This window comes from Spirochaetia bacterium 38H-sp, assembly GCA_039023545.1.
GTDB lineage: Bacteria > Spirochaetota > Spirochaetia > Winmispirales > Winmispiraceae > Rarispira > Rarispira pelagica.
On the sequence record JBCHKQ010000001.1, the window covers coordinates 413,233 to 425,051 of the forward strand.

Here is an 11,819-nt window from a genome sequence, read left to right on the forward strand (position 1 = left end):
TTCTTACGAGGTTTTTTACAGGTATGTTTCTCTATTGTTTATGTACTTTTGCTTCTAAAATCGTTTATGGCTGTAAGTAGCTTTTCCATTCTCTCTCCCATTTCCTGTATGCTTGACGGGGGAGAAGGGGAGTCCTTTTTGCTTTTTATATTAGGCACTGTATTGTTTTGTCTTGTTGCTGTTGTGGAGGATTCTGTTTTATTATCTGATACTCTCAGTAATCTTTCTTTTATTCTATCCAGCTTTGTTTTGTAGTTGCTTTTTTCCAGCTCCTGTTTCCTTGGTTCTGGTAGATATGAGGCAAGGTTTTCAAGGTAGTTGAGTAGTGCGGCCTGTTCCTGAGGGCTGGGAAGGTTATGGGCCGTTGTCACAGGAGGATTATCCTGCTGCTTTTCATGTTCTTCCGGTTCTGTTACTTCTGCGCGCGGGGTATCGTGAAGATCTGCATATTCTGGCAATTCTTCCATAGGGATTGCAGGTTGTGGTGGTTCTCCGAGGTCTGCGTATTCTGGCATGTGTTCCAACGGGATGTTGGGATGGTTTTGGGGAAGCTGAGGCTGGGTGAAGCTTTCTTCTGCTAAGGGTTCTTCTGCTAAGGGTTCTTCTGCTAAGGGTTCTTCTGCTAAGGGTTCTTCTGCTAAGGGTTCTTCTGCTAAGGGTTCTTCTGCTAAGTCTGCGGTTGCGTTGTCTTGTGTTAAGTTTTCTGTCAGGTCTTCTTCTGGCTGAAGCAGGTCTTCTTCTGGCTGAAGCAGGTCTTCTTCTGGCTGAAGCAGGTCTTCTTCTGGCTGAAGCAGGTCTTCTTCTGGCTGAAAGCTTGGTTGATTGATTGTGTTATCTTTGTGTGAAGGGTTATATGATGGAAAGGGTTGTGGATGCGTTTGATATTGCGGCTGTTGCGGTGGTGCAGTTGTCTGTTGTGCTATGCTTTGCGGCTGTGGGCTGAATGTCTGTTGTGACTGATATTGTGGAGGAGCAGCTTGCGGCGAGGAGTATTGTGGAACTTGTTGTTGCAGTATTGGTGTGGGCTGCTGTGATTGAGGAGGATAAATTGGTGGCGGTGCTTGTTGCGGGAGATTTGGTTGTGGAGGATATTGTGTGGACTGCGATGGAGGAGGATAATAGGGTTGTTGGGGAGGTGGCATAACAGGTGGAATCTGAGGTTGCTGCGGAGCTGGGAATTGAGGTGCTGATTGTTGAGGTGTCGGAGGAGCTGTTATATAAACAGGCTGTTGTGGTCTTCTCAGGGCTTCATCAGGGAGATCCAGAAGTGAAGGGCTCTGTGCAGGTATAAACTGTTGTTCCAAAGTAGGGAGTTCTCTATCTTCTTCTTTCTCTGTTTCCTCTTCTTCTGTTTCTTCTATCAATGATGCACTGCCTTCTTTTGTAAAACGCTCTTCGAAGTTAAGTAATTTTGCACCGTCATCCATTTCTGTAATAGATAGGTCTATTTCCCACTCTTCTTCCGAGGAAGAAAAATTACTTATCTTTTTTAGGTTTTCTTCCCATTTTTTATTTTCTCCTTCCATAAATGCTTTTATTGTTTCTTCATATAGAGAGAGACTTTCGTTAAGATTGGATATATCTTCTTCTGTTCCTCTTTTGCTCTGTATACTTATTATATTGTCTATAGTTTCTATTGCTTTTTCTTTTTGTCCTGATTTTTGGTATATCCTGGCAAAGGTAGAAAGAATTTGCGGGTCATCTTTGTTCTCTTCTTCAGCTTTTTTCATTATGGAGAAGGCTTCATCGATATTCCCCTGGTCAAGGCATATCTCTGCATATAGAATCTTTGCTTCTTTGTCTGATGGATTATCTGACAAGTATTCTTTTAATCTGAGTATGGCGTTTTTATAATCTTTCTGTTCTCTTAGCAGTTTTATTATTTCAAGCTCATAACTGGTATCCTTTTTTTCTGCCTTGTAAACAGAGAAATATTTACTTGCACGTTTCTCATCTTTCTCTATAAATGCAATAATACCTAGGAGCTTGCTTATTTCTGGGTCTTCTGCTCCTGCATTTTCCAGTTCAAGTAGTATTTCTTCTGCTTTATCATATTTTTTATTATCAAAAAGTAGTTTTGCATATGCCAGCTTTATGGTAATGTTTTCTGGAAAATCGACTGACAGAATAGAAAGCTCTTTCTCTGCATCAAAAAAAGACGCATGCTCTCTTAGCAGGTGTATAATATTGTGTGCTGCTGTTTGATGTTGCGGGTTGTTTTTCAATGCTTTTACAAAAAGTCGCAGAGCCTCGTTATATTGTCCTTTTCTTGCCAGTATACTTGCAAGATTATTTATTGCAGGAGCATGAGAGCTGTTTTCTTTGAGAATTATTTTAAATCTCTCTATTGCATCATTGCTTAGCCCCAGAGCTTGTTCTACTATTCCAAGATTGTTTATACATTCTATCCATTTGGGCTTTTTTTGAAGTGTTTTTAAAAAGTATTTTCTTGCCTCTTGATATCTCTTTTGTAATTGATATGTTATTCCCATGTTATATAGCAGTGATGTGTTGTCCGGGTCATGTTCCAAGCCTTTTTCCAGTGTTTCTATTGCTTCCTTATTTTTTCCTGCTTCCTGATAGAGCGTTGCCAGATTATTATATGCAGAAGTAAAATTGGGATTTATTTTTATAGCTATTTTGTATGCTTCTATTGCTTTGTCCGACTTCCCTATATCTTTATATGTATTGGCAAGGTTGTAGTAGATATCTGCTCGGGGTGGAAAATCCTGTAGAGCTTTTGTAAAAGCTCGAATGGCTTCATTGTATTTCCCTATTTTTCTGTATGCAACACCAAGATTATTAAACGCTTCTGATGTTGGTTCTAGGCTTATGGATTTATCAAAGTATTCTATTGCTTTTTGGGTTTCTCCTTTTTGCAGCTTTATAAGACCCATGAGGATATGTGCTCCGGGGCTTTTGTACATTTCTTTGAGTATGGACTTTGTTATGTTTTCTGCTACTGTCAAATCACCCAGTTGATATGCATCCTGTGCTTTTCTGAGTTTATTTTCCTGTGCATCTATCTGTATAGCTGTTTTTTCTGGCATCTAAAAACTCCCTGCACGAGCAGATATTTCTGCGGAAAATTTACTTTCTCTTTCTTTATCATCTTTTGAGAAGGTTGTAATAGAAAAAAAGTATATTTTACCAGGTTCCAGATTTTTTATCGTATAATAAGTGTCCTGTGTCTCTATAGGACTATCTTTGCCTGTATTATCAGAGCCAAAGTAATATCCACTTCTTGTTCCAAAATATATTCTGTATCCCCCTATTCCTTTCTGCTTTACTTGAGACCAATGAAGTTCTATGCCGTTTTTTACTTCCTTAGCACTTATTCTTGCGGGAGGAAGAAGAGGAGGGATATTTTTATATTTTATGGTTATATCTTTTATAAGAGGTAGTTTATCTCTATCTATCGCATCGAGTTTTATTCTCAATTGTATAAATCTTGCTTCTTTACCTTTTTGTAAAGGAAAAAATGAGATAGGTTGCCATTCTTCTTGGTTTATTTCCATTGCTTTTTTGCTTGTTCTGTAATCTATGCTTATGTTAGCATATTGAGGGATATCAGCCAGGTAGGATATATTTTCTATTATTACATTTTCTTTTTCTATTTCTAGGGGTTTTGTTTCTATATATGCCATGAGGTTTTTGTCTGTAACAGTAGTTTCATCTGTTTTTGTAGAAAATACTATGTTGTCCATATATCCTGTGAACCCATGGCCTATATAGATAAGATTTTTGCTTATTTGTCCCAGTTTAAAAAAATAAGGGATAGAGCCTTCTTTGCCGCTTGCTGTAGTATGAATTATTGCTTCTTCTTTGTTGTTAATTTTTAAAGTCAAAATCCCGGGATCTGCCTGATACAGAAGGGTTATTTTATACCATTTATCAGGTAGAATCCTCGATTGGCTTTCTATGTCTATTATGTTTATTGATGTTTCTTCCTGAGAAGAAAAAAAAGTATTTATAAATCTCCAGCTTATCTTTTGGTTTCTTATTGAGCATTCTATTGTCTGCGGTATTGTTTTATTATATATTTCCAGTACACCCTTCCATAGAAATATTCCGGCTTCTTCTTGAAACGGAATCGTCTTTATCCAGAAGGATATTTCTGCTTCCTGCCATTCTGCTCCAGGATAAAAAAGCTTGCTGTGTACAGGTTTTAATATAAGATTGGAATTGGTTTCTAGGCTTATACTGTTCTGTCCTTCTGGAGAGTTTATTTTTCTTATTTCTGGGATGTTGACAGCAATAAAATTGCCCACAATATCTGTTGCAGAATTTTCAAAAGAAAGAAGCATATCCGTAAAATTGTCTGGCTTTTTTTTTGTGGATATGCTAATGCCAAGGGTTTTTTCTTGTCCTCTTATGGTGGTCGTTATTATACTTGCGTTATTCTGGGTCTGTAATATTTTTTCCCAGTCATATGTCCCTTTTCCTATGATTATTTCCTCTGCAAAGCAAGGATATATTATAAAGAGGCATAATAGAGGAATATAGATAAGTATTTTTCTTATTTTCATTTTCTATTACATTATATATCGGAATGACAGAGGAAAAATACAGTCACAGTAATATACAAAAACAGATTTCAATAGCCCCTTTTTCTCCCGGTGTATATCTTATGAAGGATAAAAAGGGCAAAATAATATATGTAGGCAAGGCAAAGGTCCTAAGAAACAGATTGAGGTCATATCTTTCTGCAAAAAAAGATATAAAAACTACACATCTGATGCAGCATGTTTTTTCCATAGAATGGATAGTAACTCCTGCGGAATACGATGCCTTACTGCTTGAAAATACTCTAATAAAAAAATATCAGCCTAAATACAATATAGATTTGAAAGATGGGAAAACTTATCCTGTCATAAGGATAACTTCTGACGATTTCCCTAGAATTTTTAAAACCAGAAGAATAGTTAAAGATGGCTCTTTGTATTTTGGGCCCTTTGGAGGAGCAGCCCTGCTTTCTCTATATCTTGATTTTATAGACAAATTTTTTTCTCTGAGGAAATGTAAAGGCAAACTAAAAAGAAGGGATAATCCATGTTTATATTATCACATAGGAAGATGCCCTGCGCCATGTGTAGGTAAAATTTCAAAAGAAGATTATGCAAAAATTGTAGAAGATATTAAATCTTTGCTTTCCGGTGATACGGCTGAGTTTAAAAGATTATTGACCGTTCGAATGAATAAAGCGGCAGAAAAAATGGCGTATGAGGAGGCTGCAAAATATAGGGATGCTATTTCTGCGTTAGAAGAAATAGAAAGAAACGAACAAAAAGTAATGGATTTTTCCTTTGATAAAAGAGACTATGCAGCATATTCTAGAGAGGAGCCTTATGCTTGTTTTTCTGTTTTTAAAATGAGGGATGGCAAGCTGGTAGGTAAAGATTCTTATATCGTTAATGTTTTTGAAACCGAAGAAGATGATTTTACCAATTTTCTTATACAATACTACTCTTCAGCTGTATCTCTTCCTTCTTCTGTTTTTATAGGACAAAAAGCGGATATAGATAGTATAAAAAGATACATAAAAGAAGAGAAAAATGAAAAATTAGAAATTAATTTTATTAATAATGATGTACTTTTTAATATGGTTCTTGAAAATGCAAGAGAAGAATTGTCAAGGCATATGAGATTGCGGGGAAACCCGGAAGCGCTTCTTGCTTTGCAGGATGCACTAGAACTTCCAGAGCCTCCTCTGAGAATAGAAGGCTTTGATATTGCTCATCTTAATGGAAGTTTTCCTTATGCCTCTATGGTGCAATTTTTGGGAGGAGTCCCTAATAAATCTGAATACAGACTATTTTCTATTAAATCTTTAAAGGGGCTTATTGATGATTATCAGTCTATAAAGGAGGCTGTTGCTAGAAGATACTCCAGGTTGTTAAATGAGAAAAAAGTTTTGCCAGATCTTATTCTTATAGATGGAGGGAAAGGGCAGGTAAATGCAGCATTCTCTGTCTTGGACTCTATAGGGCTTTCTTATATTCCTGTTATTGGGCTTGCAAAAAAAGAAGAAGAAATCTTTATGCCTAATATTTCCAAACCCCTTGTATTAGATAGAAGAAATCCGGCCTTAAAACTTCTACAGTATGTAAGAGATGAGGCTCACAGATTTGCAACAGGAGCAAATACAAAGGCAAGAAAGATAAAAATGGATTCTTCTCTGCTTGAGGCTGTGGATGGTATAGGCAAAAAGAGAGCAGCATCCTTGTTAAAAGAGTTTTCTTCAATAAAAAAAATAGCTTCTGCTGACGAACAGAAAATAAGCCTAGTTTCTGGACTTTCTATCGAAAAAGCTGCTGAGCTAAAATCAATGCTTAACGAATTTTTAAGGACTCATGAGTTATGATTTTATACAGTGTTTGCAAGAAAATATTTTCATGTAGTTCTTTTCTGTACAGTCGCAGCTTTTTGTCACAGGATATGACAAGAGAAATTGCTTGTTTTATTTCTTTTGTGCTATAATTTTTATCTGCATTGAGTATGTCTTTTTTTAGAGATATTCCTCTTATTCCGCATTTTAAAAGAGCATCGTCTCTATGATAGCCTCGAGCAGTCATTTTTTTTATGGCTAAGACCTTTCTCAACTGCCAGAGTAATCCCCCTGTTATTTGATAGACTCCGGATGTGCTCTGGTTTGTAAGGGTTTTTGCTGACTCCAGTGTTTTGTTTAAATCTCTTGCTGCAATAAATGAAAAAAGAGAAAAGATAGTTTCTTCTCTGGAGTGATATAAAAATCTTTCTATGTCTTTTTCTGTAATATTGTGTCCTTTTGGGAAGAAAGATGTTAATCTAGAACATTCTTCTTTTATTTGTTCTGATTGAGGAGCTATGAGCTCAAGGAAAAGCTCCAATGCTTCCCTATCTATTTTTAAACCGTTATCTCTAAGTATTTTTTGAATGATTGATATTCTGTTGGATTCTCCTAGTTCCCAAAAAATTTCAAAAGGATATTTCTTTAGTTTTTTTTCTATTCCAGTCCCTAATTTTGTTTTCTCCGATAAAAATATAACAGTAGTTTGTTTCCCTGGGGTATCCAAGTATGACGAGAGGAGAGAAACGTCTTTTCCTGTTATAGAATCTGCGTTTTCTATTATTATGAGATTATGAGCTGAAAAAAGACCAGTAGTTTCAAGCTTGGGGAGAATTTCAGAAAAAGAAATTTCGTCCGCATAGAAATGTTCTGTTTCTATCGGACCTTTTTGCTTTTTTAATATTAATTTGATTTCCTCTATTTTCTCTTTTTTCTGCCCTGTTTCTGGGCCTAGTAATGTATATATTGGACTTATTTTAGCCATATTGTCTCACCAGAAAAATCAGTTTGCCCAATATTTTAAGTGAGGATGTATATATTGGGTGGTATTTGGGATTGGCTGCTTCCAGTCTTACTCTATGTTTTTCTTTGTAAAACACCTTGAGTGTTGCATAATCTTCTATAAGAGCTGCCACAATATCCCCATTTTCTGCAGTATCCTGTTTTTTTATTATTGCCGTATCTCCATCCAGAATCCCTCGTTCTTCCATGCTGTCTCCTTTTACTCTGAGGGCAAAGAACTGCCCACCACCCCTTGGCAGCATTGTTTCCGGAAGATTTATTTTTTCCTCCATGTTTTCTTCTGCAAAGATAGGTTTACCTGCTGCTATACTGCCTATAAGGGGTATGGATACGAATGAAGGGGTTTCTTCTATTATGTCGATTGCTCTTGATTTATTGCTATATCTTTTTATGTATTCTTTTTTTTCCAGAGCTTTTACAACCTCATATGCAGCTCTTTCGTTGATTGAAAAGTGTTCTGCTATCTCCCTGTATGTGGGAGAAAAACCATGCATGGTTTTATAACTCATAATATATCCAAAGACTTCTTTCTGTCTTGAGCTGAGTTCTTTTTTCATTTTTTTATCTCTATGTTATATTTTTTTATTTTTGCATGAAGATTGCTGGAATAAATCCCCAAGCTTGCTGCTGTCTTTGATATATTGTAGTGATTTTCTTTTAATTTTATCTCTATCATTGTTTTTTCGAATTTATCTTTTGCTTCGTTTAAACTTAGTTCTAACAGTCTATCCAAATATTCGCTTGTTTTGTTTTCTGTTGATGGTTGAGATTTTCCTATGAATTCCAGTATGTCCTCTTTCTCTATTTCATTTTTATCAACCAATACGCAGATTCTTTCTATTGTGTTTTTTAACTCTCTTACGTTACCTGGCCAGTGATAATCTTGTAGTGTTTTTATAGCTTCCTCTGTTATACTTTTTGCCTGATTGGAATCCGTAGTAAATTTTTCTATAAAATATTTTGTCAGAAGAGGTATATCGTCTATTCTTTCTCTCAGAGGTGGTACTGTTATGGGAATGACATTTAACCTAAAGAATAAATCTTCTCTAAAATTGCCCTTTTTTACTTCTTCTTCCAGATTTTTATTTGTAGCGGATATTATTCTTACATCAACATTTATAAGATGTTCTCCTCCAACTCTGGAGAATTGTAAATCCTGTATTGCCCGCAATACCTTTGCCTGGGAAGCCAGACTCATGTCTCCTATTTCGTCTAGAAACAGAGTTCCCCTGTGGGCCATTTCGAACTTACCTTTTCTTGAGTTATGTGCTCCTGTAAACGCACCTTTTTCATGTCCAAAAAGTTCGCTCTCCAGAAGTGTATCCGGTATTGCAGCACAGTTTACTTCTACAAAAGGCATGTCCGCTCTGTTGCTCATTTTATGTATTTCTTTTGCTACCAGTTCTTTCCCCGTACCGTTTTCTCCCAATATCATTATTCTTGCGTCGCTTGATGCACTTTGTATAATCTTTTCTTTTACTTGTTGTATTGCAGGAGAAGAGCCTATCATAAGATCTTCTTGCACTAACTTATTTTTAAGTCTGCTATTCTCCCTTTTTAGACTGTTAAGTTGCAGGACGTTTCTGGTAACAGTAGTTATCCTCTCCATGCTAAGTGGTTTTTCCAAGAAATCATAAGCGCCTGTTTTTACGGCTTTTACTGCAGTATCTATGTTACCGTGACCTGATATTACTATCACTTCTGTATGGGGAAACCTTTCTTTTATTTCGGGAAGAATTTCCATTCCGCCTTTATGTGGAAGCCATAAATCAAGAAAGACAATATCTATATCATACTTTTCCAGTATTTTAAGCCCTTCAAGCCCGTCTTCTGCACTTATGACTGTATAACCTTCATCCTCCAAGATGGCTTCCATAGTGAGCCGTATGTTTTCTTCGTCATCGATTATTAGTATGTTTGCTTTCATCTTTCTAATGGTAATTCTATAAAAAATGTTGTTCCTTTTTCCGGTTCCGATTTAAACCATATGTTTCCATTATGGTCAAGAATAATTCTTTGTACAATAGCCAATCCCAGGCCGGTTCCATGTTTCTTGGTTGTAAAGTATGGCACAAATATTAGTCTCTGCCTTTCCTCTGTTATTCCTTTTCCCTGATCGCGTATTGCTATTGTCAGGATTTCTCTATTGTTTTTTACTGATTTTGTAAGATTTATACTTATAATCTGTTTTTTCCCCTCACCAGCATCTATTGCATTTTGAATTATATTGCTTAAAGCCTGTTTTATCTGTTCTTGGTCTGCTCTTATATTTATTTCCTTTTCATCTGTTTTAAGCTCTATTGTATAAGGGGCATCCGGGGGAGCATATCCTGCAACAATCTGTCTAAAAACAGCAAGTATATCAAAGTCCCTAAAAACAGGTTCTCGCAATCTGGAAAAGTCCCGGAATTCTGCTATAAGCCTTGTGAGCCTTTCTACCTCTCTCAATATTATATTGCTAGAAGACCTGATAATCTCAGACGTCCTATCATCGCAGTTTTCCTCTGCTTTTTTTCTTATTCTTTCTGTTGCAAGTCTTATTGGTGTTAATGGATTTTTTATCTCATGGGCTAGCTGTTGAGCTATATCCTGCCATGTGGATATTTTTTCCGCATGCATTATTTTCTCTCTGTTTGCTTCTATCTCTGCTAGCATTCTGTTAAAGGCCCTTACCAGAAAAGACATATCACTTTTTCTTGTCATGAGTATCCTGTATGAATAGTCTCCTATAGATATTCTTTCCATACCTTGTTCTATTTGCATGAGAGGTTTAAGAACTTCTTCACTGAGAATAAATCCCAATATAAGAGCGATCATGGTAAGTGGAAGAGCAAAGAAACCATAAAATGCTGTAAGGGATAAGATAAAACGATTTTTATAAGTATCAAGAAGTAAAAACTTTTCTCTTGTCTCTGTCAGATTTTTTGCACTGTTTTCAAACCAATCAGGTATTTCTATGGTGGTTATTGCAAGATATGGCGTATTATCTATGGAAAAAGCCCTTTTTATCCTGAGCATGCTTTTCCCATTACTATCCTCTCTGTATACATCCGTTGTACTTTTTTCTTCTCTCTGCGGATTTTCTACTGCCAGGCTTTTGTCCCCTGCTATATAAAAGGGATTGTTCCCTTTTAATATCTCAAGAGTGGAAACTCTGGAATATATAGAGGTAATAAAAGACCATACATCCTCGGGGGATGTGTCCGCAGTTCTAAGCTTTTCCATGTAAATTGGACTGTTGTTTATATTACCCAGTATGTTTATCTTATCCGTATAATATTCTATGGCCAGCTTTACTCCTCCAGAGAGTGCCTGGCTTACTCCCGACTGAAACCAGTTGTTTATAACTTCCCTTATTATGTTTATGGCCATAATTCCCTGGGGAATGCTTCCTATGATTGTTATAAATGAAAAAAACAAAATCAGTCTGAGTTTAAAGAAAATTCCGGGTCTTCTGTTTTTTAATTCTGATATGGTCTGGGTTATGTATGCAATTAGGACCAGGATAAGAGCAACAAGAAAAACAAAGGAGCTTATCAACAGAAACATCCCTGATTTTCCAGTTGAAAGAGGTATTCTGGATAATGCCTGCTGTGCTAATATGATAAGCAGAATCAGTAAAACAATATAAAATAAAATCAGGCTTATTACGGTTCTTTTTGAAAAAAGGACAGATGGAATTCGCATCACGGTTCTCCTATAAGCAGAATCTCTGTGCGATATACAGCTTCTCTCTTTAGTATATCCGGTATGATAGAAAACACCCCCTTGAAATTTATCAGGTCTAGTCTTACTGTGATTTTCAAGTTATTTTCTGCTACTGTTGCAAGATTGGAAAAACTTAAAAAGTCTAATACTGCTTTTTTTTTGTCTTTATATATCCGGGAAGTTTGACCTGTAATTATTCTGTATTCTTCGTACATTTCATAATACTTTATGGTTTTTGTGTATGATACGCTTTTTCTTTCTATAGGCAGATTACTGTTTTTTTCTTCCAAAGGTGAAATTCTTATTGAAATAGTTGAGGAAAAACCTTTATTGAGATTATCAATAAGAGCGCTTTCTAATTCTTGTGATATTGTTATCCTGATGTTATTTTTTTCTGCCGTAATGCCGATTTGTTCATTGCTGTTATTGGTGCTGCATGCTGTAAAAAAGAGTGTAACCATGCATGACAGAACCCATATTTTTTTCATTCTTCTTCGAATTTTCTTTCGAAAAGGTCTGCCAGAGCCTCTACTGCTTCCTTCTCGTCTTCTCCCTCTGCAATTATCTTGAGTACTGTATTATAGCCTGCTCCAAGGGTAATTATGCCCATTATTGATTTTGCATTGATTTTCTCATCTTCCTTTTGCAGATATATCTGAGAAGAAAACTTACCAGCCGTATTTACTATAAGTGTTGCCGGTCTTGCGTGTATACCGGCCCTGTTTTTAATTGTAACCTCTTTTTCTACCATAGTTTTCCC

General features: G+C 36.2%; 10 protein-coding genes. 2 read left to right on the forward strand and 8 right to left on the reverse strand.

Annotation, left to right across the window (positions count from 1 at the left end):
* Window positions 1-38 precede the first annotated feature (38 nt).
* Window positions 39-3,050: a tetratricopeptide repeat protein gene (locus WKV44_01790; protein MEM5947266.1), complete on the reverse strand. Its 3,012-nt coding sequence runs from the start codon at window positions 3,048-3,050 to the stop codon at window positions 39-41.
* On the reverse strand, window positions 3,051-4,529 hold the full coding sequence (locus WKV44_01795) for a fibronectin type III domain-containing protein (GenBank protein ID MEM5947267.1): 1,479 nt from the start codon (window positions 4,527-4,529) through the stop codon (window positions 3,051-3,053).
* Between the two features lie 23 nt (window positions 4,530-4,552).
* Here WKV44_01795 and uvrC point away from each other — a divergent pair, with 23 nt between their 5' ends.
* Window positions 4,553-6,364 carry an excinuclease ABC subunit UvrC gene (gene uvrC, locus WKV44_01800; protein MEM5947268.1) on the forward strand — a complete coding sequence of 604 codons (1,812 nt, stop codon included), beginning with the start codon at window positions 4,553-4,555 and terminating at the stop codon, window positions 6,362-6,364.
* Here the strand turns inward: uvrC and holA are convergent.
* The 4 genes from holA to WKV44_01820 are packed head-to-tail and all read right to left on the reverse strand — an operon-like array spanning window position 6,333 to window position 10,723.
* Window positions 6,333-7,313 carry a DNA polymerase III subunit delta gene (gene holA, locus WKV44_01805; protein MEM5947269.1) on the reverse strand — a complete coding sequence of 327 codons (981 nt, stop codon included), beginning with the start codon at window positions 7,311-7,313 and terminating at the stop codon, window positions 6,333-6,335. The two genes, uvrC and holA, sit on opposite strands and share 32 nt — an antisense overlap.
* Window positions 7,306-7,908, reverse strand: a complete 603-nt coding sequence (lexA, locus tag WKV44_01810; GenBank protein ID MEM5947270.1) for a transcriptional repressor LexA — start codon at window positions 7,906-7,908, stop codon at window positions 7,306-7,308. Before lexA ends, holA begins: the two co-directional genes overlap by 8 nt.
* Window positions 7,905-9,278: a sigma-54 dependent transcriptional regulator gene (locus tag WKV44_01815; protein ID MEM5947271.1), complete on the reverse strand. Its 1,374-nt coding sequence runs from the start codon at window positions 9,276-9,278 to the stop codon at window positions 7,905-7,907. The genes lexA and WKV44_01815 overlap by 4 nt, the downstream gene beginning before the upstream one ends.
* Window positions 9,275-10,723 (reverse strand): ATP-binding protein, encoded by a 1,449-nt coding sequence (locus tag WKV44_01820; GenBank protein MEM5947272.1) that lies wholly within the window; start codon window positions 10,721-10,723, stop codon window positions 9,275-9,277. The genes WKV44_01815 and WKV44_01820 overlap by 4 nt, the downstream gene beginning before the upstream one ends.
* Between WKV44_01820 and WKV44_01825 the strand changes: the two genes are divergently transcribed.
* Window positions 10,716-10,982, forward strand: a complete 267-nt coding sequence (locus WKV44_01825; GenBank protein ID MEM5947273.1) for a hypothetical protein — start codon at window positions 10,716-10,718, stop codon at window positions 10,980-10,982. The two genes, WKV44_01820 and WKV44_01825, sit on opposite strands and share 8 nt — an antisense overlap.
* A 55-nt stretch (window positions 10,983-11,037) precedes the next feature.
* Here the strand turns inward: WKV44_01825 and WKV44_01830 are convergent, their stop codons facing one another.
* Window positions 11,038-11,547 (reverse strand): hypothetical protein, encoded by a 510-nt coding sequence (locus WKV44_01830; GenBank protein MEM5947274.1) that lies wholly within the window; start codon window positions 11,545-11,547, stop codon window positions 11,038-11,040.
* Window positions 11,544-11,810, reverse strand: coding sequence for an HPr family phosphocarrier protein (locus tag WKV44_01835; GenBank protein MEM5947275.1), 267 nt, complete (start codon window positions 11,808-11,810; stop codon window positions 11,544-11,546). Before WKV44_01835 ends, WKV44_01830 begins: the two co-directional genes overlap by 4 nt.
* Between the last annotated feature and the right edge of the window lie 9 nt (window positions 11,811-11,819).

Excerpts from the sequence above, each read along its gene's own strand:
- WKV44_01815 (MEM5947271.1), bottom strand. The coding sequence starts at position 9,278 with ATGAAAGCAAACATACTAATAATCGATGACGAAGAAAACATACGGCTC.
- WKV44_01830 (MEM5947274.1), bottom strand. The coding sequence starts at position 11,547 with ATGAAAAAAATATGGGTTCTGTCATGCATGGTTACACTCTTTTTTACA.
- holA (MEM5947269.1), bottom strand. The coding sequence starts at position 7,313 with ATGGCTAAAATAAGTCCAATATATACATTACTAGGCCCAGAAACAGGG.
- WKV44_01835 (MEM5947275.1), bottom strand. The coding sequence starts at position 11,810 with ATGGTAGAAAAAGAGGTTACAATTAAAAACAGGGCCGGTATACACGCA.
- WKV44_01825 (MEM5947273.1), top strand. The coding sequence starts at position 10,716 with ATGGCCATAATTCCCTGGGGAATGCTTCCTATGATTGTTATAAATGAA.
- WKV44_01790 (MEM5947266.1), bottom strand. The coding sequence starts at position 3,050 with ATGCCAGAAAAAACAGCTATACAGATAGATGCACAGGAAAATAAACTC.
- uvrC (MEM5947268.1), top strand. The coding sequence starts at position 4,553 with ATGACAGAGGAAAAATACAGTCACAGTAATATACAAAAACAGATTTCA.
- lexA (MEM5947270.1), bottom strand. The coding sequence starts at position 7,908 with ATGAAAAAAGAACTCAGCTCAAGACAGAAAGAAGTCTTTGGATATATT.
- WKV44_01820 (MEM5947272.1), bottom strand. The coding sequence starts at position 10,723 with ATGGCCATAAACATAATAAGGGAAGTTATAAACAACTGGTTTCAGTCG.
- WKV44_01795 (MEM5947267.1), bottom strand. The coding sequence starts at position 4,529 with ATGAAAATAAGAAAAATACTTATCTATATTCCTCTATTATGCCTCTTT.